Origin of the sequence: Loigolactobacillus bifermentans DSM 20003 (assembly GCF_001434575.1) — a bacterium.
Lineage (GTDB): Bacteria > Bacillota > Bacilli > Lactobacillales > Lactobacillaceae > Loigolactobacillus > Loigolactobacillus bifermentans.
In genome coordinates this window covers 40,807-62,439 of record NZ_AZDA01000116.1, presented here as the reverse complement: position 1 = coordinate 62,439, position 21,633 = coordinate 40,807, and the positions used below count along the sequence as shown (strand labels likewise).

Genomic DNA, 21,633 nt, shown 5'->3' with positions numbered 1-21,633 from the left:
AGAAAAGCCCCACAATCATTAGACTTCTTGTCTAACAATTGTAGGGCACTTCAGTGTGATAGCCGCTTTTTAGCTAGCGCATTACTTTCCCTGCCCGAACTGCCATTGCGTGTTCGAAATCATCGGTAAAAATTCCGGCAACCTGGTTTTGGAAGCATTTTTGTAGCGTCGGCGTGTCGTTTACCGTCCAAATTCTTTCAGGATAGTCCCTTAAAGGTTGATAGTGGCTGAGATGCAGCCCGCTTAAATGTTGCTGACGAATGAACGTGATTGGCGCTTGGATCACATGATCCGCTAGGTAACAATATTGCTGATTGGGTGCAATTGCATTCGCCATTTGCAAAGTCGCGATATTAAAGGAAGAATAGATCACATTTTGCGCTAACGGGGTTTGGGCCACGCACCGTAGCACCCGGGCTTCGATGCCTTGATATTGGATCTGGTCTGTTTTGAATTCCAGATTAAGGCTAACCGGTTGGCGCCCGACCAATGCTAATAGTTCCTGCAGGCAGGGAACTGACTCACCATTTGCCAGTTTAAATTGCCGCAACTGGTGATAGGTTAGCTCACGAAGGCGCCCTTGGCCATTCGTTGTGCGATCAATGCGCTCATCGTGCATGATCACCGGCACGTTATCCCGCGTCAAATGAACATCAAACTCTAACCCTTCAACACCATGTTCCAACGCATACTGGAAACCGGCTAACGAATTTTCTGGAAATTTCACCGGAATCCCACGATGACCAAAAATAACTGTTTTCATTAAAGTTCATCCCTTTAGTGGTTAGTGTATTGATTGGCGCGATTATTATTCGCCAGATATTGATTCATACTGGTTTCCGCCGTTTTCAAAGCTGAAGTAATATTGCCACCGTTATAGATCGTTGCCATCGCCGTTTGGGTCAGGGTCCGTTCTTGTAACAACCCTTCCATAAAAATGCCCGAATTAGCAGGATTGGCCGTCGCCGCTGCTAACTGCTCGCTAGGCACCTTGGCCACTGGTTGCTTAGCATAAAGCTGTTTTAAAATGGCCTGATGTTGTGACTTTTGGTTCAAGGCCAGATACCCGGTAGCCTTTTGCCATGCTGCTTGCGCTTGAGGCGTCATCACATACTTAATGAATTGCCAGGCCCCTTGTTGCACGTTTTTAGGCTGGCTGTTCGCGATCCACAATGAGGCGCCACCAATGGAAACGCCATTGGCCTTGGTGCCATCTGCGTGAGGATAGTACGTGATGCCTAATTGGTCCTTGGTACCGGCCAATAGCTGACTGATATACGCTGATGATTGGACGAACATCCCAAGTTTACCGGCTAAAAACGCCGCGATTTCATTGGACTCAGCTTGCGAGCCGGCACCAAAGTCTATAAAGTCTTTCGCCTGAATATTTTCCCGGATCCAGGCCATCGCCTTTTGAGTGGCGGTTGACGTAAAATCAACCGTTGTGGGGTATCCGCTGCGGCCATTGTTTTGATTGGCCATCACCGTATTGCCGTTCGCCATAAACTGTTCAAATAACCAACCGTAAACCTCTACCGTTAGACCTTTGACCTTACCGTTTGACTTAGCGGTGATTGCCTTTGCCACGCGGGTAATGTCGCTGTAAGTTGGGTTCACTGGCGGCGCCTTAATTCCTAACCGTTTGAGCAACGAGGCGTTATAGTACAAAACTGGTTGTGACGTATTAAACGGCATTGAGATCTGTTTACCATTTTGTGAATAAAAAGCCCGCGCCACTGATGAGATCTGGCTCACGTCATAGTGATCCGCATCAATGAACTTCTGAACTGGTGTGGCAACATTGGCATGGTACAACTGAGCCGTGGAAACGTCCATCGACTGGAATAGTGCCGGCGCAGCACTGGTACCGTGGGTATGCAAAATTTTTTGAACCGCCTCATTGTAGCTGCCTTCAAATTCCGGCACAACTTCATATTTGGATTGACTGGCGTTAAACGCTTTGGCATCCGTCATTAATTGTGCCTGCGCCGGCCCTGTCATTTCATGCCAGAAAACGATTTTGGTGCGGCCGGCGCCATAAGCAGTCGTTCCGAGCCCAAATGTCAGCGTGACGATCAGCAGAAGACCGCTTAACCAGCACCACCATAAGCGTGTTTCAAGTTTGACTGCCATTATTTAACCGCCCCTTCATTTAACCCAGCCTTGAAATAGTGTTGTCCGATCAACAAAACAATTAAAGTTGGAATCACCACAATGGCTGCACTGGCTTGGATCATGCCCCAGTTATTAAAAGTTTCCTGTCCTTGTAACTGGCGCAGGCCGTCCTGAACGGGACGAAACTGGTCACTAAAAGTGGTTAACATCGGCCATAAATATTGATTCCAACTACTGAGAAAACTGTAGGCCGCTAAGGTCAACAAGCTAATTTTTGCGTAAGGCAGTGTCATACGCCAGTAAAATTGCCAGTGGGACAACCCTTCTACATCCGCTGCCTCTTTAAGTTCTTTGGGCATTTGTAGAAAATTCTGGCGCAACATAAACGTGCCAAAAGCAGTGGTTAAAAACGGCACGATCATCACTGCGTAATGGTTCAATAACCCTAAGGCGCGGACGGTTGCAAAATTGGGAATCACCTCCGCCTCAAACGGCAGCATCATCGTGACCAAGAACAGGGCAAATAATGGCCGCTGATACTTAAATTTAAGAAAAACAAATGCATAAGCCGACATCGAGCAAAATAACAATTGGCTGATCGTCGTCACCATTGCAATCACAAAACTATTGAGCAAATAGCGCAGGATCGGCGTGGTGGTGATTGCCGTGACGTAATTATCGAAGGATAACTTCCCCCAAAGCGCGCCTTTGGAAATGGCGGCGGTTGGCAATAAGCTGGTCCAGAGCCCTAAAATAAACGGACCAATCACGATCAAGCCTAAGCCCACTAATAGGGTATACCGCCCGATCAATTTAAAACGCCGCTTGTTTTCATGAGCGACCACTGGTTGGATCGGTGTCATCAATAGGTCACCCGCTTTCCAAAAAGTTTAAACTGCACCAATGTGACCACGGCAATTAGCAGGGTCAAAACCACTGACTCCGTGCTAGCTTGGGCATAACTGCCATTTAGAAAAGCATCCTGGTAAACCCGATAGACCAGTAAATTTGTTGCGTTACTAGGCCCACCAGCCGTCATCAAATCGATCAAGCCAAAGCTTTTAAAGGCATCGATCAAGGTCACCGTTGTCACAAAAAATAAAGTCGGTGAAATCATGGGTAACGTTACTTTTAAGAATTGCGTTCGTTTCGCAACCCCGGCCACGTCTGCGGCGTCATAAAGACTGCGCGGCACTTGTTGCAGGGCACCGAATAAAATCAGGAATGTGAAGCCTAAGTTCATCCAAACAGTAGTGATAATAATCGCCAGCAACGCAAAATGAGGATCAGCTAACCAGTTGATCTCCGGCAAATGCAACGCCTGTGAGAGCTGTGCAAACACCCCTACTGATGGGTTAAAGGCAAATAGCCAAAAAATAGCCGCAACCGACACAGAAATTCCCATGGTCGACGAAAACAACGTTTTAAAAAAGCCGATTCCTTTTAATTGTTGTTGCGCAGCAACGGCTAAGATCAGGCCTAGCACAATAGTTAAAACGGCCACCACCGCCACGTAGCTCAGCGTTGCCCCTAGACTCGCCCAATAGGAAGCATCTTGCAATAATGAGCGGTAGTTGCCTAGGCCATTAAAAACCGTTATGTGCCCAAATTTATCCGTTAAAAAGAAACTCATATAGAGCGTTTTAAGCATCGGCCAAAAAATAAAAACAGCCAGTAGCGCTAGGGATGGCCCTAGGAAGAGTAAAGCGTACCCGCGCTCTGACCAGCGCCTGCGCCCCACAGTGACATTGGCTGGCGTTAACGGCCGCGTCTTGGCTTTACCCGACAGCGATTGTTGCACGAGCAGCCACCTCCTGTTCCGTTGTGATCAGTTTGCCAGTTGCGTTATCAAACAAAACGACTTGTTGTGCGCCAGTGATCGCAATCAAGTCTCCTGGCGCCAAAGTTGTCGTTTCCGCACTGACTAACCGGACGGCTTGATCATCGCTTAACCGCGCTGTTGCCACCAATTTATCACCAAGATAGGCCACGGTTTGGATCCGTGCATTCGCGTTGCGCGACGTGAGCTTAAATTGGAGCTGGTTCGGCCGAATACCCACACATAGGGCAGTTCCTTCTGGTAAAGGGCGTGTGACGGCTAAGTTGAAATCAGGGGTGACCTGTAATTGGTGCCCAGTGACCGTTGCCGTCAGTAAATTGATCTGCGGCGTCCCGAAGAATTGCGCCACAAATTCGTTTTTAGGATTTTGATAAACGTTGATCGGCGTATCGATCTGTTGAACCTGATGCTCATTTAAAATCATCACCCGATCTGCCATGGTCATGGCCTCCACTTGGTCATGCGTCACGTAGATCACCGTTAACCCTAATTGCTGTTGTAATTGTTTTAATTCCAGACGCATGCGTGCCCGCAGTTGCGCGTCTAAATTTGATAACGGTTCATCCATTAAACAGATTTTGGCGTCACTGGCAATCGCCCGTGCTAAGGCCACCCGCTGCCGCTGTCCCCCAGACAAGGCTTTGGGTTTTCGGTCTTTCAGTTCCGTTAAATTGACCATTTTCAGCGCATGTGCTACCCGCTGCTGAATCTCTGGTGCCGAAAAATGACGGGCCTTCAGTCCAAAACCGACGTTAGCCGCCACCGTTAAAAAGGGATACAACGCATAACTTTGAAAAACCATAGCTAATTGTCGTGCCTTTGGCGGTAGGTCATTGGCTAACACACCGTTGATTTTCAGCTGTCCAGCAGAAATCGATGTTAACCCTGCAATCATGCGTAACAACGTACTTTTCCCACAACCAGATGGCCCAACGATCACAAAAAATTCGTTATCTGCCACCTCTACGGACACGTCGGTTAAAACGGGTACCTCGCTGTCAGCATAAGTCTTCGCCAACTGTTCCAATTGAATTGTCATTTGTGCCAACACTCCTTAAAGTTGATTTGCTTTGGCAAACTTTTGATGCCCCTTGTCTCCAGGTTGGCAAGCAACACCCCACACACCGGAAACAGGGTGCCCCCTGTTGATAAAATTTTCCCTAACTTTTCATGTAAACGTTAGGGTTAACCAATCAACACCTTCATTTTAGCTAGTCTTTATGTTATTTTCGTACCGATAACGTATTGAAAACGTAAATTACCAATTGACGCTTAAAAAAGGCCGACAATTGCGAGTTGTCGGCCTTTTCGGCTCGTGCTACTTTAACTTTGTAAAAATAACACACCATTTAACGGCGATTTTAAAGTGCTTTTACAATTTTCACCTGAATCGGTTAACGAAAGCCGCCATTCAAATCAGAAATAACCTTAAAATCGGCATTGCTTTCTTCTGCCACCTTTAACGTTTATCAACGTAACGCAACCTAGCAGACCGCTAGCGCAACAGCAACCAACCTACCCCGCTGCCACTGACCACCAACCACCAAGCGTTCATGGCCACTAAGGCCACCAGCTCACGCAATAGGTTACTGGGGAGCTGGTACCATGGTGTTGGTGCGGCTAAATAGCTGGCGTGTAAGTGTTGATGTTGCGCCAGCCAGCTGGTGCGTAATAGGTGAAAATCACTGGTGATAAGTTGGACAGCATCTGTGGATAAGCATTGGGCGCTGAATTTCAAGTTCTCCACAGTACTTGTGGATTGGTCTTCACACTGGATCGCTGTTGCGGGAATGTTGTGCTGCACCAGCCACTGGGCCATGGCGTGGGCCTCTGACCAAGGCTCATCTGGCCCTTGCCCACCACTGACCACAATGGAACGCGGCGCTGTCTGCCAAGCTTGCTGGGCGCGCTTTAAGCGGCTGGCCAAAATGGGGGTAACCTGCCCACTTGGCGTTAAGCCGGCTCCTAAGACCACGACTGGCACCGGCACCTGACAACGTTGACTGCTCAGCCACAGCCAGCCCCCACTCCAGGCTAAACTCACCACTTGTGCACAGCCTACTAAGATCAACCACTGCAACACCTGTTGATAACTTGTGGGTAACTGGTGATACCCACTCCCACTACTTATCCACAAGCTACCAATCACTAAGGTGACACTGCCTCGGCCCCAGTGTTGCCGACGTATCCAATGGTAACCTAACCAGCAACAACCACCCCCGACGCCAATGGTGCCCCACAGCAATACCGGCCACACCCAGTCTAACCCAAAGTGGGCCACGATCAACCAACACCACGCCGCTAAACTGGCGCTAAATAACCGCTGGGTCCAAATTTGACTGGGCCACCCGGCCGCACCGATTCCCAGCAATAAACAGCTACCGCTTGTTAACCACAGCATTGACGTCACCTCCGTGAAAAAAAGAGAATCAACCCAATGGATTGACTCTCTCCCGAATTTTAAAATTTAGTTTTCGTCTTTATGAAACTTGTTTTCAAATAATGGGCTCACTGGCTTATTTTCATGGATGCGCTTGATGGCATCACCCATTAATGGGCCAACTGAGATTTGAACGATCTTGTCGATCAGTTTTTCTTCTGGCAATTCAATTGAATCGGTGACGACCAATTGTTTGATGGCTGAATCTTGGATCCGTTGAATGGCTGGGCCAGACAAAACAGGATGGGTACAGCTAGCGTAGACTTCAACGGCGCCAGCGTCTTTCAAAGCTTGTGCACCTAATGTGATCGTCCCAGCTGTATCGATCATGTCATCGATCAAGATACATTTCTTGCCTTTAACATCCCCGATAATATTCATGACTTCCGCAACGTTTGCCTTAGGCCGACGCTTGTCGATAATGGCCAATGGTGCTTTTAAGAATTCAGCCAATTTACGGGCCCGTGTGACGCCACCATGATCAGGTGAAACAACAACGGCATCTTTGTCTAAACCGTGGGTCAAGAAATAGTCCGCAATCAAAGGCGCACCCATTAAATGATCGACTGGGATATTGAAGAAACCTTGGATTTGGGCAGCGTGTAGGTCTAACGCTAAAATCCGAGTTGCGCCAGCCATTTCCAACATGTTTGCGACTAACTTCGCCGTAATTGGTTCGCGTGAACGTGACTTCCGATCTTGCCGTGCATAACCATAATAAGGCATAACAACGTTGATCGATGCGGCTGAAGCACGCCGTAATGCGTCGATCATGATCATTAATTCCATTAAGTTATCATTAACAGGACGTGAAGTTGATTGAATCACGTAAACATGATCCCCACGGATACTTTCTTCAATGTTGATCCGAATTTCACCATCACTAAACTTGTTAACAGTGGTTTTTCCTAATTCAACGCCGACTTCCTGCGCGATTTTTTCCGCTAAAGGTTTGTTTGAATTTAGCGCAAAAATTTTCAACTTCGGATCAAAATATTGTTCTGACATAAGAGCCTCCAATTTAAGATTCGTGCCGTAAAACACAAAATTATTCTCCAGCAAAACACTCACATTTAAATAATAGGCAATTTACGAGCCCAAATCAAGAGCAGTTTCATGAAATCGCGTGGTTCTCATGAAAGCTTAATCTTCTGGTTCATGCGGCAAGCGTGACCAAAAATCTGGCTTATTGGTTTGACGTGCGCGGGCAATGGCCATATCGTGAAAGGCCACATCGTTGGTGATTGTTGAGCCAGCAGCGATGAAGGCGTGATCAGCGATTTCAACTGGCGCCACCACATTGGCATTACTGCCAATAAAGGACCAATCGCCAACATTTGAATGATGCTTGTGCAACCCATCATAGTTGACAAACACCACGCCGCAGCCCACATTGATGTGTTCGCCAAGAGTGGCATCGCCAACATACGTTAAATGACCCACCTTGGTATAGTTGCCGATGGTCGCCTTTTTTACTTCGCAGAAGTTGCCAATGTGCACGTGTTCGCCAATATCTGACAATGGCCGTAAGTGACTATTTGGCCCAATATTACTGTGGTCCCGCATGACAGATTCTTCAATGGTTGAGCTAGTCACACGGACACCATTGCCAATGGTCGCGTCCCGTAATTCAGAATGGGTGCCAATGAAGCAGTCGTCACCGATCACCGTGTTGCCTTTTAAGGTCACGCCGCCTTCAATGGTGGTATCGGCGCCAATTTTAACGCCCACTTCAATGGCCGTTGTGGCAGGATTTTGTAACGTCACCCCGTTGGTCATATGGGTTTCATTGATCCGCCGTTGCATGACTTGTGTGGCCACAGATAAGGCCTTGCGATCGTTAACCCCCATGGATTCTTCAAAATCCTTCATTTTATAAGCTGCGACGATTTCACCGGCTTGCTTTAAAATACCAATCACGTCTGTTAAATAGTATTCCCCTTGCGCATTGTCATTGCCCACTTGGTGTAAGGCTTGGAACAACGCTTGGTTGTCAAAGCAATACACCCCCGTGTTGATTTCATGAATCGCGGCTTCCGTATCTGAAGCGTCTTTTTGTTCCACGATTTTTTCAACCACACCGATCTCGTTGCGAATGATCCGGCCATAACCAGTTGGATCGGGTGCAGTGGCCGTTAATACCGTGGCCTTAGCGCCTTTTTCTTTGTGATACTCAAATAATTGTTCAAACGTGTTTGCCGTTAACAACGGGGTGTCGCCACTTACCACCAGCGTCATGCCTTGTTTCTGGCCTAGCAGTGCTTCAGCCTGTAATACGGCATCACCGGAACCTTTTTGTTCCGCTTGTAAGGCGTATTCTGTCCGTTGCCCTAAGGCTTGTTTCACTTCGGCAGCGCCATGGCCCACGATCGTCACGATCTGATCAGGATGCAAGGTTTCCGCTTGCGTTAACACATGGTCCACCATCGGTCGGCCACACACAGGGTGCAACACCTTGGCCAATTTAGACTTCATACGGGTACCTTGCCCAGCTGCTAAAATCACTGTATATTTCGCTGTCATAAAAAATTTCTCCTTCGCCACATTCATTTCTTTAATGATAATCCACAACGATTACCACGGCAAGCGCCACCCCTAGTTTTTCCTAAAATGACGCTTCCCCTTTAAAAAAGACGCAAAAAAACGGTGGTGACTTTCACATCAGAAAATCACACACCGTTTTGTGACGCTGCCTTTTGGTCAGGCATCACCGATGAATCGCCAGAACGGACCGTACTAATTTGTTCGGTTTGACTGAGCTGTTCATAAAATAACCGATCATGTTGATACAGCATGGCCAGCAGCACATGAATGGCAAACACTGCCGCCAAGGTCACCGTTAACAGTGCCGCCAATAAGTAAAAATCCACCAACCGTTGCGGCGCCCGCATAGCTGCTAAGCCCATCCGCGGCAACCAATACCCTAGCCCTGGCACAATGACGCCGTACAAAATGATTTGACGAATAAACAAATGCCAAAAGCTTAATTCTAAACGGCCAGCGCGTTCCACAATTTGAATGCGAACCAACCATTTGCCAATGGTCAAGCCGTTGGTCAAGTAAGGAAAGACCACGAAGTAAAAGCCGGCGGTCACTAAGTAAAACCATAAAATATGGTGGTGCAGATCATGAATGCCAAACACCCGGTGAATAAACACGGTCATGGTGGTCAACGCCATGGTCATCACGATCCAATCAATGACAAACGCCACACCGCGGCGAGTGTAGCTCACCCGTAACCCTTTGCGGTAAGCTGCCGATTTCATGGTTTGATAAGACGGGAAGAGCCACGTTAACACAGGCGCAATGGCATAACCCAGCAAGCCACCAGTGGTGTTGATCAACAGATCATCCACATCGAACAAGCGATAAGGCCGTGGGTACAAGCCGTACAACGCTGACAACTGCGTTAATTCAAAGAAGCAGGTTAGCCCAAACGTCAGCAACAGGGTTTGCTTAAAGGAACGCCGGAAATAATAGCGTAAATACACGCCAAACGGCACCGTCAGTAACAGGTTGAAAAAGGGTTGGGTAAAACCAGGCTGCTTGATGGCAATCAACCAAGTGTGCGGCTGTAGCCATTGAAAGGCCGTATTGTCAAAAAACTGATAAAACACCATGAGCGGGTGTAAATTGTAACGCGGCGTGGTAAGCTGGGCCACCACCGCCCGCGGCGGCAGTGGCAAGATCACCATTAAATAAGCCGCCAGTAAATAAAAACTAAACGTATAGACAACAAAAGCGCGCCAAAAAGTCAGCGCGCCATAGCGACGATATTCCAGCATCAACAATGGAATCGTCAATCCCAGCGCTAAAATTGGGAAAAACCACAGCGCTGTCCGCAGTGATTGCATGTAAGGTGCCATTCACGTCACCTACCTTTTAAAACTACTTTGTTAATTGGTCACCAAAGGCCCGTTGTAAATAATTGCCTGGCCGAACATGAATGGATTCATCCCGTGAATTCACTTCATCCACGGCTAATAAGGCCGTGTAATCATCGATCACGCGTTCACCATTAAAGGCGGATTCCGCAAAAACGGTGACCCCGACTAATTCTGCTTCAAATTCTTCGATCAAGCTCTTCATCCCGTTAACCGTGCCGCCGCCTTTCATAAAGTCGTCGACCACTAACACGCGGGAACCGCGAGGCAAGCTGCGTTTGGACAATTCCATTTTCTCCACCCGTTCAGACGAGCCGGAGACATAGTTGACACTCACCGTAGAGCCTTCTGTGATCTTCGAGTCACGCCGAACGATCACAAACGGAACATTTAAATACATGGAGACGCTTTGGGCAATCGGCACGCCTTTTGTGGCCACCGTCATCACAGCATCGATGGACTGATCCACATATTGGGTGGCAATCAAGCGTCCAACTTTCCGTAAAACATCAGGTTGGCCCAGTAGATCAGAGAGATAAACGTAGCCACCTGGCAATAACCGATTGGGTTCTTCCAAACGATCTGTCATTTCTTGAATAAAGGTTTGTGCATCTTGGGGGCTGATGGTGGGGATAAACCGCACACCACCTGCGGCACCAGGGATGGTTTCTAAAATACCGGTGCCCCGAGCGGCAAAGGTCCGTCGCACAATGCCAAGATCTTCACTAATGGAAGATTTAGCAGAATCGTAGCGGCGCGCAAAAAACGTTAACGGCACAAGTGTGTGAGGACGTTCATATAAATAATGTGTCATGTCGATTAAGCGTTCGCTTCTTCGAGCTTTCATGGGGATACCTCTTTCTTTCTTAAAAAGTTTGCTTCCCCATTATAAGGAGTTTCACCGCAAAAAACTAGCGATTTTACGAAAATAACCGAAATTGTTCGGAATTTTATCAAATCGCTATGATTTAACGTAAGGGTCTTACTAAATAAACTTCCTTACAAAAACCGCGCATACTATTGTAAACATGCTGTGCCCGCGAGGCTCGCGCGCATAACCCGAACACGGTGGGACCGCTACCACTCATCTGAGCCACCTCTGCCCCAAATCGTAACATTCGGTGTTTCAGGTTTGAAATTTCAGGATGCCGTTTGCTGGTGATCGGTTCCAACGCATTTCCCATCACCTGGGTCATTTGTTGAAAGTCGCCTTGGTGGATCGCAGTCACTAACGGCGCCGCAGCCGGATGCACTGTCAGTTTGGCGTAATCAATGGCCCGCAAAATACTCGGCGTCGACACACTGACCCGCGGTTTCGCCAAAATCACCCAAAAAGGTGGCAATTCTGGCAACAACTCGATTTCATCGCCACGCCCACTAACATAAGCCGTCCGCGAATACACACAATACGGCACGTCAGAATCGATTTGCAAGCCTAAATGGGCCAGCTCACTTAAAGGCCGCTCCAGCCGCCACAGACGATTGAGACCACGCAAAACGGCCGCAGCATCCGAGCTGCCGCCGCCTAATCCTGCTGCTACTGGAATCTGCTTTTTAATCGTAATTTGGGCGCCTTGCCGCACCTGATACTGACGCTGCAGCAAGCGCGCTGCTTGATACGCCAGATTGCGCTGATCCACCGGTAAAAAGCCACTGGTGGTGCGAATCCGAATCTGTTGATCCAACCGTGGCGTGATTTCAACATAATCTGCCAGATCCACCGAAGTCATCACCATTTGCCATTCATGGTCACCGTTTGTATGCTGAAATCGGGCATCGAGGCTAAGATTGATTTTTGCTGGTGCTTTTTCTGTAATCGTCACCATGATTTCACCCACTCGCATATTTTTTATTATTATACTCATTTTAGCATGATTTGTGAAACGAAAATAAAGCAATTTTGTGCCAGCAACAAAAAACAGAACCAGCTTTGAGCTGATTCTGATTGAAGCTTGCTTAATCGCGCTTCCGCCGATAACCGACGAAGCCTAACAAAGCCAGCATGCTGGCCCCTAATAAAGCCAACTGCGATTGCGTGTCCTCGCCCGTCTGGGGTAAAGTCGTTACCGCTTTCGCCGCGGTATTTGACGCTGCGACACGGTGTTTGCTTGATGGTGTTGCGGTTGTATCTGACGTGGTTGCCACAGTCGGCATCACGGTTGACGTGTCGGTTTCAGACGTTGAGGTCGACGCGGCACTTGATTGGCCTGGGGTATCGGTACCGTCATGATTGTCTGGCGTTGTCGTCGCCCCATGATGACTTGGTGTTGTCGTACCACCGTTGTTATCTGGTGTTGTCTCACCGTTATCATTCGGCGTTGTGGTGCCACCGCTATTACCTGGTGTTGTGGTACCACCATTGTTGCCTGGTGTTGTCCCACCGTTATCATTCGGTGTTGTGGTACCACCGTTGTTACCTGGCGTGCCATTATCATCAGTATCTGGGTTTGCCGCATAAATAACGGTGTAATCCAAATCAGCGTCACCAAAGGCCACTGTTTCATTGGTTGTTGCACCTGTGGGGTTCGTTACCACATGATAACCGGCAATTGTTGGGTTTGCTTGGCCGCTTACTGTTGACGTTGCCGGACCGTACGTCTTTTCGCCGGTTACAGGATCAATGAGCTCTGTAATATTTGCGTGACTGGTGTAGTCAGGCGCGATTGTCTTGCCGTCCTGATCCACATAATGGACTGTTTTGGTGACGGTGTCCAAGTTCATTTGTGGCGCATCTTTGTTGTAGACTACCGTATATTCAAGATCTGTGTCACCGAATTCAACGGTTTCACTACTTGTTGCGCCGGCTGGGTTCGTTACCACATGGTATCCGGCAGTCGTTGGATTAGCCTGACCGCTTACTGTTGAAGTAGCCGGACCATACGTCTTATCACCTGTTACGGAATCAATGAGCTCCGTAATATTCGCGTGGCTGGTGTAATCTGGTGCGATGGTCTGGCCATCTTGATCCACATAATGGACTGTTTTGGTGACGGTGTCCAAGTTCATTTGTGGTGTGTCTTTATTGTAGACTACTGTATATTCAAGATCCGCATCGCCAAATTCAACAGTCTCACTGGTTGTTGCGCCAGCTGGGTTCGTTACCACATGATAGCCCGTAATTGTTGGGCTCGCTTGGCCAGCAACTTTTGAAGCGGCTGGACCGTACGTCTTATCACCTGTTACGGAATCAATGAGCTCCGTAATATTCGCGTGGCTGGTGTAATCTGGTGCGATGGTCTGGCCATCTTGATCCACATAATGGACTGTTTTCGTCACGGTATCCAAGTTCATCTGTGGTGTGTCTTTATTGTAGACCACTGTATATTCAAAATCCGCATCGCCAAATTCAACAGTTTCATTAGTTATTGCACCAACTGGGTTCGTCACTACATGATAACCGGCAATTGTTGGATTTGCTTGGCCGCTTACTGTTGACGTTGCTGAGCCGTAAGTCTTCTCGCCGGTTACCGGATCAATAAGCTCCGTAATATTCGCGTGACTGGTGTAGTCAGGTGCAACAGTCTGGCCGTCTTGGTCCACATAATGGACTGTTTTCGTCACAGTGTCCAAGTTCATTTGTGGTGTGTTTTTGTTGTAGACTACCGTATACTCAAGATCTGCGTCGCCAAATTCAACGGTTTCACGGGTTGTTGCACCGGCTGGATTGGTTACCACATGATAACCTGTAATCGTTGGGTTCGCTTGGCCATTTACTTTTGAAGTAGCCGGGCCAGACGTCTTCTCGCCGGTTACCGGATCAATAAGCTCCGTAATATTCGCGTGGCTAGTGTAATCGGGTGCGATGGTCTGGCCATCTTGATCCACATAATGGACTGTTTTCGTCACAGTATCCAAGTTCATTTGTGGCGTATCTTTGTTGTAGACCACCGTATATTCAAGATCTGCGTCGCCAAATTCAACAGTTTCACGGGTTGTTGCACCGGCTGGATTGGTTACCACATGATAACCTGTAAGTGTTGGGTTCGCTTGGCCATTTACTTTTGAAGTAGCCGGGCCGTAAGTCTTTTCACCGGTTACCGGATCAATAAGCTCCGTAATATTCGCGTGGCTAGTGTAATCGGGTGCGATGGTCTGGCCATCTTGGTCCACATAATGCACGGTTTTCGTCACGGTATCCAAGTTCATTTGTGGTGTGTCTTTATTGTAGACCACTGTATATTCAAGATCCGCATCGCCAAATTCAACAGTCTCACTGGTTGTCGCACCAGCTGGATTGGTTACCACATGGTAGCCCGTAAGCGTTGGATTTGCTTGGCCACCCACTGTTGAAGTAGCCGGACCGTAAGTCTTTTCACCGGTTACCGGATCAATAAGCTCCGTAATGTTGGCATGGCTAGTGTAATCTGGTGCGATGGTGTTGCCATCTTGGTCCACATAGTGCACCGTTTTTGTGACGGTGTCTAAGTTCATTTGTGGCGTGTTCTTGTTGTAGACTACCGTATACTCAAGATCTGCGTCGCCAAATTCAACGGTTTCATTGGTTGTTGCACCTGCGGGATTGGTCACCACATGATAACCCGTAAGCGTTGGGTTGTCCTGACCGCCTACTGTTGACGTTGCCGGACCGTAAGTCTTTTCACCGGTTACCGGATCAATAAGCTCCGTAATGTTGGCGTGGCTAGTGTAATCTGGTGCGATGGTCTGGCCATCCTGATCCACATAGTGCACCGTTTTCGTGACGGTGTCTAAGTTCATCTTTGGCGTGTTCTTGTTGTAGACTACCGTATACTCAAGATCTGCGTCGCCAAATTCAACGGTTTCATTAGTTGTTGCACCTGCGGGGTTCGTCACTACATGATAACCCGTAAGCGTTGGATTGTCCTGACCAGCGACTGTTGACGTTGCTGGGCCATACGTCTTATCGCCGGTTACAGGATCAATAAGCTCTGTAATGTTGGCGTGACTGGTGTAATCGGGCGCGATGGTCTTGCCGTCCTGGTCCACATAATGGACTGTTTTCGTGACAGTATCTAAGTTCATTTGTGGCGTATCTTTGTTGTAGACTACCGTATACTCAAGATCTGCGTCGCCAAATTCAACAGTTTCATTGGTTGTTGCGCCGGCTGGATTCGTCACCACGTGGTAGCCCGTAATGGTTGGGTTGGCTTGGCCACTTACTTTTGAGGTAGCCGGGCCGTAAGTCACTTGGCCTTTGATCAAATCACCAGTCGTTGGATCCATGGTATCTGGGCCAGTCAGCCGCGTGATATTGGCGTGGCTAGTGTAATCTGGCGCAATGGTCTTACCATCCTGATCCACATAATGGACCGTTTTGGTGACTGTATCTAGTGCCATGGTTGGCGTGTTTAGATTATAGACCACGGTATACTCAAGATTTGCGTCGCCAAATTCAACGGTTTCACTGGTCGTTGCGCCGGCCGGATTGGTCACCACGTGGTAGCCGGTAATCGTTGGGTTGGCTTGGCCTGTTAGTATTTCTGATATAGGGGTATAGCTCACCATCCCCGTGACAGTATCGGTAGTTTTCGTTAAGATCACACTGGTTGTATAATCACCTGCTAGCTTTGTCCCATCCGCTGATCGATAGTGCACCGTTTTCGTAATCGTATCATTTGCAACGGTGGTTGGATTTTTGCTGTAAACGACAGTGACTTCAATATTATCGCTTCCAAAAGTCACAGTTTGGCTGCTGGTCGCAATTGCCGAATCCGTTGTCACGGTGTAGCCCGTAATTGTTGGATCAGCTTGATACCCTAAAGCCGCCTTACTTGGCTCATATGTCACAGTCCCAGCGGCCTGATCCGTTATTTGGGTAATCGTCACGGCATCGACATAATCATCAGCAATTGGCGTTCCATTTTCATCTACGTAATGCACCACTTTCGTGATCACATTTGTTGCCGTTGTAGGTTGATCCCGCGTTAATTCAAATTGGACGATATCGCCATCATAATCATATTGTGAGACCCCACCTAAAACGGCCGCATTATTTGGCATGTTGTTTGCATAAGTTGCGTCTGAATTCACGATTTTCGTTTCCGTTAACGAATAACCAACTGGTAATAGCGCTTGGTCTGCTTCACTAAAGTCAGCAATTGTGGTTGGATAATCATTCTCAAGTTTGTCTTGATTGTCAGTTAAAGTCTTGGTTAAATCATCCAAAGCAACATATTGATCATCGCCATTAGCATCCACATAATGCGCCTGAGCTGTGACAGTAGAGGTCCCATTGATCGTGATCTTTGCAGCTGTGGCTGTTGTTGCTTCGCTTACGGGTGAACCATTATAGAATGTAAAGCTATTTAAATAGCCCACATGTGTCCCTTGCGCAATAAATTGTTCAGCAGTTCCCGTTAATGTGACCCGCCCTGTTGTATCTTGCGCAGGGACGGAATTGAAATTAATGTAAACTGCTCGAACAGAAGCCCAATCATCACCGATCTCAGCGGCAGTAACGAAGTTCGTTAAATCAGCAGCAGTCGCTGAAGCATCTGTTGTGTAGGTCTGCTTTGAATATAAAACAGTAGCTGTTAAGGGCGTCCCACTCATACTATAGGTTGTTGGCACGCTGACAGGGCCGGTTAAATCATAGGTGAAAGTCGATCCTAGTGTATCGCCAGTGGTCGGTAAATTCAAAACCACGCTGGTATTTGTAGCCGTCGTACCACTGCCATTAACCATGGTGTACGTATACGTTAAGGTCTCATCGCCTCGCTCATCAGCCTTACCAGCAGCGCTTAAATCAGCATCCTGATTGCCTTGCGCCATGGTTACTGCGCCGATATAATCGGCGGTGGTCACCGTCCAGGTAAAAGGATTCGGACTAGAAGAACCAGAGTTCATTTGAACCGCATTTGTATCGCCAGCCGTTAAACTAGCATCAGTGACTTTCGTCACATTAATCAAAGCGGTTGTTGGCGACGTAATGTAGGACTCAGCAGCACTGGTACTCGTTACCGCATCTAATGAGTTGATTAGATTAACCCCTAAGTTGTCCAAAGTCTTAATTGAGGTATCCACAGACTCACCGGTTCCTGTAAAGTCCATTTTAACGCCAGTTCGCCCGTCTGCTGTGGTATATTGGGTGATCACAGGGTGTTGCCCATCCGGAATATTATAGCCAGTAATCGTGGTATTTTTAGGAATCACAAAATAGAGGATCGGTTCGTAAATTGAATCCGTCGTTTGCTTGCTATTGCCATTAGCTTGTAGCCGTAATACGCCTGAATCACCAGGCGCCGTACCATACTCATAATCCCAGGCAAGCGCTAAACCTTTTTCAGAGACAATGGTTTCCGTCAAATTAGTGGTGGTGGTTTCGGTAACCCCATTGGCAAATTGCGCCACATAATCATAAACAAACTTTAGCGTATCCCCATTTTTAACCGCTTGACCATTCGCATAGGTGCTCGTCAAATGACCGTGAATCTGAAAATCATTGTCGTCGGTGGTATAGGCACCTGGTGCTAACTCGTTTGGCGTGAATTCCGCTTTACGAATTGAAGCAGTCCCAGTTGGCGTAATCGTATCGCCAGCCGCAACCGTGCCTGTTTCAACGGTGCCATCTGCTAAGGTTAGGGTGTAGGTGTAGCTCGTCGTCCCTGGTAAATAATAGCCATCCGTCACATATTGTTCTGGCGCCATGATCCCCGATTTTGGCGTTGTAATACTCGTGGCATCCACCCCATCCGGAATGGTCAGGACAAAGGTCCCTGTTTGTACTTGATCGGCATTTAACGTAAAGCCGATACTACTTACGGTTTCAGGATCATCAGCGGTATTGCCATTTAATACGAGCTCTAAGCTAGCCGCGCTACTGTTCCCTGTTGGCGTTAAAGTCATTTTGATCGAATTGCCAGTTTCCTGATCACCAGCAATCGTTTCTGTCCAAGTCGGCCCTGTGACGGTTGTGGTGGTGCCATCATCATAGGTTTGGGTAAATGTGATCGGACTCGTAGCGGTTAAAGTGGTAGCCGTCCCAGGCTGTGCCATTTGATACTGCCCGACCAATGTATATGCCGAATCTGAATAAATGTCCGCACCAGTATTAGCCGCCACTGTGATCACAATATCACCACCAGCCCCGCCTGGTTGTGTAATGGTGGTACCGCTAGTTGTGTTATAAACGGCTGTCGCTGTTTCATTTAATAAGAAACTTGCTGGCACTGGGATCGTAACAGTTGCACCCCCTGTGTTCAAAGCCTTGCTGACTTGTCCAGAGGTTGTATCATCTTTTGCCCCAGTTGATTCGCCTAAATCTAAACTATAAATCAAATCATTATTAACTGAAACCGTTGGGACTGCAGTGGTGCTTGGATGGGTGCGGGTTGGTGTCCCAATGGTTGTTTCAGGTTGAATGGTCTGCGTCACCGTTATCGGCGTTTGGGCCACGCCATTCACCGTCCAAGTGATCTGACGCTGTGTTGTCCCAATATCGGCTGCTGAAATCGTTTTTACGGCGTTATTATCGGTTAAGTTTAAGGTAATATCCTGACTGACCTGATAATTGCCTGTTGCGGTTAAGGTGTAAGTTGTCGTGCCATCTGCATTCTCCTGCTTCGTGGCAACCCCAACATTACTCGCCACTGCTTGGTACCCACCCCAGTTAATAATGGGTGAGTCCGTTGGAAACGTCATCGTGATCACATCGCCTGCCACTAAGGTCATCCGCAAACCAACCGTTAACGTATCCGCATCAGAGCCATACCCAATGGTATCCGTGGATAATGTCACATTCACTTTATTACTGGTATCACGATACGCCACAGCGGCATCCTTGGCTGTAAGGGTAATTGGTGTTGTCACACCACTTGTACGAAGCTGTTGTTTAATCTGATCAACGTCTGCCCCCACTGGTAAATCAACTGCTATGCCAGTTAGTGTTTCAGTCAAATTCGTACCGGCTGGTAGCTGATCCGCTAAGGATGCTAAATCGCTTGCAGCGCTAGTTGCTTGTGTATCGGTACGTGTTGTTTGAACAGTCGTACTTGCACTGCCGGTAGCACTAGCCGCGCTACTGGTACTAGCGGTTTGGGCGGCACTGGTACCAACGCTTGCTGAACTGGCCGCTGTTGTTGCCACAGTCGTTGACTGCGCCTGACTGGCTGCTACTGGTGCCGAATTAGCCGCACTGCTAGCTACACTGCTGGTAGTAACTGTTGAGGCCGCACTTGAGGTTGTACTTGAAACAACATCCGAAGCGGCACTGGAAGTCGTGTCCGAAGTGGCACTTGAAGCAGCGCTTGAGGCAGCACTGGAAGTCGTGTCCGAAATGGCACTCGAAGCAGCGCTTGAAGCGGCACTGCTGGTGGCCTGACTTGTCACCAAATCTGCGGCCGCTGTTTGATCAACCGTCGTTTGCGCCACGGTATCAATGGTAGCTGCATGAACGACTTGTGGTGCCAAGGCAAACGCAAAAGTGGCCAGGCCTGCAACAAGCCAAACCTTCCCGGCTTTATAGAGTTTAAAATGCTCATCTCTTTCGATGGTTGCCTGTAACATCTTTTGACGTGTTTTTTCATTTGATTGCCGCATATTTCATCCTCCCATCGACACACAATTGTCGACCATTTCCCGTATGTTTTAAATTTAGTTTAACCTGCGGGCTAGCTAAATTTATTCCAAGATAGAAGAAGAAAACATTTATAATCTGAACAAAGCCTATAATCACAGCACGAAAATAGCAAAATACTAAAATAAAAAAATACTATTATAAATAATCGATACTAAAATCATTTGACAAAATAAGCTGAAAACGACGATTGTTTGCCGGACAACCCTACTTGGATCTTGTCTAAAACCGAACGACAAATCTATAATTAATGCCATTAACTAGTTATTAATAGTGACTATTCCCCTTTCGATCGTTAAACGTTCACGTAGTTGTTTAAGAACCATTTTAAATAAATATACAATTTTGTTTTTTGTTTTTTTTATCAATCACCGCTCTTTTCTAGACCATCATCAATTTTGGTAAACTTCATTTCACACAATTTATATTACTGGTATTTACCAATCCTCTAAAAAAGTGCACAAAAAAACCGGCTAGCGCTTATTCTAGTCGGTTCTTTGATTATGATGCCATAATATCGGAATCATCGGCAAACTTGATTTCAATGGTTTTCGTTAGTAAATCAGCGTAACTATACGAAACACGCTCAAAGGCGTTTTCATCCTGATCAAGATCTACCACAAAAACAGCCGGATACGTTTCGTGCAAGACGCCTTTACGTTTCGTAATCTTCTTACGGCCCGCTTGGGCAACAACAAGCATTTTCTCCCCGACTTTACTATCGAGAGTCTTTTTGATACTCGCTAGTGTTATTGGCATTTGCTTCACCTCTTCTAAAGATGAAATCAGTATAACACATAACAGTGGAATTTGCAATTATACCACAAGCGAAACGTATCTGCAACTATTGTTCTTAATATTTTTGAAAGAGCTACCATTACTGTTCTAACGCGGTTGCCAAGCGAATAAAATCGTCAATACTTAATTGTTCTGCCCGCCGATTTGGTTGAATTTCAACCTGTTCCAGCACTGCTGTTAAACGCGTCCGAGTGGCCTCGTCTTTGCCGTATAAGGCCAGCAAATTATTCCATAGGCTCTTCCGCCGTTTCGCAAAGCAGCCCTTCACAACACGCGTAAAGGCCTTTTCCGAAATGGTCAAGGTACGCTGTTCTGATTTGCGTTTTAGGCGCACAACTGCGGAGTCTACGTTGGGTTGCGGTACAAAAACAGTTCGCGGCACAATTTGGGTAATATCGACATCCATGTCAAACTGAACCGCAACAGATAAGGAGCCGTAAGCCTTGGTGCCCGGGTTAGCCGTTAACCGTTCGGCGACTTCGCGTTGCATCAAGACCACGATTTGTTCCCAGCGAATGTCGCTGGCTAACAACCGCATTAAGATCGGCGTGGTGATGTAATAAGGTAAGTTCGCCACGACTTTAATATTTTGTGCCTTAGGCAAATACTGTTGTAACAGCGTTTGGAAATCCGCCTTTAACACATCTTGATGGACCACGGTCACATTGTCATAATCTGCCAAAGTGTCATCTAAAATCGGCAATAACCGTTGATCGATTTCTAACGCCAGGACGTAACCTGCTTGTTGGGCTAAAATTTCCGTTAAACTACCGATTCCCGGTCCGATTTCAATCACGGTATCGTTGGGGGTCAGTTCGGCGGCAGCTGCAATTTGTTGTAAGATCTTGGGTTCAGTTAAAAAGTTTTGGCCTAAGCTTTTCTTAAAGGAAAGGCCGTAAGTGTCTAAAATAGCGCGGGTCCGCGTTGGCGTCCCGATCAGTTGTTTCTTGTCTGTCATTCGTCCTGCTTTCCAAAATGTAACAAAGTATCTTATCCCTAGGAT

At 47.5% G+C, this 21,633-nt stretch carries 14 protein-coding genes; all 14 read right to left on the bottom strand.

From position 1 onward, the window contains the following. Window positions 1-73: 73 nt before the first annotated feature. Entirely contained in the window at window positions 74-763 is a 690-nt protein-coding gene (locus tag FC07_RS12310; RefSeq protein WP_057905389.1) for a glycerophosphodiester phosphodiesterase, read from the bottom strand. 14 nt (window positions 764-777) lie between these two features. After that, window positions 778-2,133, bottom strand: a complete 1,356-nt coding sequence (locus FC07_RS12305) for an extracellular solute-binding protein (protein ID WP_057905388.1) — start codon at window positions 2,131-2,133, stop codon at window positions 778-780. After that, window positions 2,133-2,978 (bottom strand): carbohydrate ABC transporter permease, encoded by an 846-nt coding sequence (locus FC07_RS12300; RefSeq protein WP_057905387.1) that lies wholly within the window; start codon window positions 2,976-2,978, stop codon window positions 2,133-2,135. The genes FC07_RS12305 and FC07_RS12300 overlap by 1 nt, the downstream gene beginning before the upstream one ends. Next, on the bottom strand, window positions 2,978-3,856 hold the full coding sequence (locus FC07_RS12295; protein ID WP_235807512.1) for a carbohydrate ABC transporter permease: 879 nt from the start codon (window positions 3,854-3,856) through the stop codon (window positions 2,978-2,980). The genes FC07_RS12300 and FC07_RS12295 overlap by 1 nt, the downstream gene beginning before the upstream one ends. Before the next feature lie 37 nt (window positions 3,857-3,893). Beyond that, entirely contained in the window at window positions 3,894-4,994 is a 1,101-nt protein-coding gene (locus tag FC07_RS12290) for an ABC transporter ATP-binding protein (protein ID WP_057905385.1), read from the bottom strand. 456 nt (window positions 4,995-5,450) lie between these two features. Further along, entirely contained in the window at window positions 5,451-6,356 is a 906-nt protein-coding gene (locus FC07_RS12285; protein WP_057905384.1) for a YdcF family protein, read from the bottom strand. A gap of 66 nt (window positions 6,357-6,422) precedes the next feature. Then, a complete protein-coding gene (locus FC07_RS12280) occupies window positions 6,423-7,403 on the bottom strand; it encodes a ribose-phosphate diphosphokinase (protein WP_057905383.1) in 981 nt (326 codons plus the stop codon). Between the two features lie 135 nt (window positions 7,404-7,538). Beyond that, window positions 7,539-8,918 carry a bifunctional UDP-N-acetylglucosamine diphosphorylase/glucosamine-1-phosphate N-acetyltransferase GlmU gene (glmU, locus tag FC07_RS12275; RefSeq protein WP_057905382.1) on the bottom strand — a complete coding sequence of 460 codons (1,380 nt, stop codon included), beginning with the start codon at window positions 8,916-8,918 and terminating at the stop codon, window positions 7,539-7,541. 146 nt (window positions 8,919-9,064) lie between these two features. Beyond that, a complete protein-coding gene (locus tag FC07_RS12270; protein ID WP_057905381.1) occupies window positions 9,065-10,261 on the bottom strand; it encodes a VanZ family protein in 1,197 nt (398 codons plus the stop codon). Window positions 10,262-10,283: 22 nt separating this feature from the next. Next, a complete protein-coding gene (purR, locus tag FC07_RS12265; protein WP_057905380.1) occupies window positions 10,284-11,126 on the bottom strand; it encodes a pur operon repressor in 843 nt (280 codons plus the stop codon). 121 nt (window positions 11,127-11,247) lie between these two features. After that, complete coding sequence (gene ispE / locus FC07_RS12260) at window positions 11,248-12,102, bottom strand: 4-(cytidine 5'-diphospho)-2-C-methyl-D-erythritol kinase (protein WP_057905390.1); 855 nt, start codon at window positions 12,100-12,102, stop codon at window positions 11,248-11,250. A 133-nt stretch (window positions 12,103-12,235) separates the two neighbouring features. Further along, a complete protein-coding gene (locus tag FC07_RS12255; RefSeq protein WP_057905379.1) occupies window positions 12,236-19,795 on the bottom strand; it encodes a mucin-binding protein in 7,560 nt (2,519 codons plus the stop codon). Window positions 19,796-20,333: 538 nt separating this feature from the next. Further along, the gene (locus FC07_RS12250; protein WP_057905378.1) at window positions 20,334-20,591 is read right to left on the bottom strand and encodes a Veg family protein; all 258 of its coding nucleotides are present in this window, start codon (window positions 20,589-20,591) and stop codon (window positions 20,334-20,336) included. A gap of 118 nt (window positions 20,592-20,709) precedes the next feature. Next, window positions 20,710-21,588: a 16S rRNA (adenine(1518)-N(6)/adenine(1519)-N(6))-dimethyltransferase RsmA gene (rsmA, locus tag FC07_RS12245; RefSeq protein ID WP_057905377.1), complete on the bottom strand. Its 879-nt coding sequence runs from the start codon at window positions 21,586-21,588 to the stop codon at window positions 20,710-20,712. Between the last annotated feature and the right edge of the window lie 45 nt (window positions 21,589-21,633).

Coding starts and splice junctions, on each gene's coding strand:
- purR (WP_057905380.1), bottom strand. CDS start 11,126: ATGAAAGCTCGAAGAAGCGAACGCTTAATCGACATGACACATTATTTA.
- rsmA (WP_057905377.1), bottom strand. CDS start 21,588: ATGACAGACAAGAAACAACTGATCGGGACGCCAACGCGGACCCGCGCT.
- glmU (WP_057905382.1), bottom strand. CDS start 8,918: ATGACAGCGAAATATACAGTGATTTTAGCAGCTGGGCAAGGTACCCGT.
- FC07_RS12270 (WP_057905381.1), bottom strand. CDS start 10,261: ATGGCACCTTACATGCAATCACTGCGGACAGCGCTGTGGTTTTTCCCA.
- FC07_RS12250 (WP_057905378.1), bottom strand. CDS start 20,591: ATGCCAATAACACTAGCGAGTATCAAAAAGACTCTCGATAGTAAAGTC.
- FC07_RS12255 (WP_057905379.1), bottom strand. CDS start 19,795: ATGCGGCAATCAAATGAAAAAACACGTCAAAAGATGTTACAGGCAACC.
- FC07_RS12280 (WP_057905383.1), bottom strand. CDS start 7,403: ATGTCAGAACAATATTTTGATCCGAAGTTGAAAATTTTTGCGCTAAAT.
- FC07_RS12300 (WP_057905387.1), bottom strand. CDS start 2,978: ATGACACCGATCCAACCAGTGGTCGCTCATGAAAACAAGCGGCGTTTT.
- FC07_RS12285 (WP_057905384.1), bottom strand. CDS start 6,356: ATGCTGTGGTTAACAAGCGGTAGCTGTTTATTGCTGGGAATCGGTGCG.
- FC07_RS12305 (WP_057905388.1), bottom strand. CDS start 2,133: ATGGCAGTCAAACTTGAAACACGCTTATGGTGGTGCTGGTTAAGCGGT.
- FC07_RS12310 (WP_057905389.1), bottom strand. CDS start 763: ATGAAAACAGTTATTTTTGGTCATCGTGGGATTCCGGTGAAATTTCCA.
- FC07_RS12290 (WP_057905385.1), bottom strand. CDS start 4,994: ATGACAATTCAATTGGAACAGTTGGCGAAGACTTATGCTGACAGCGAG.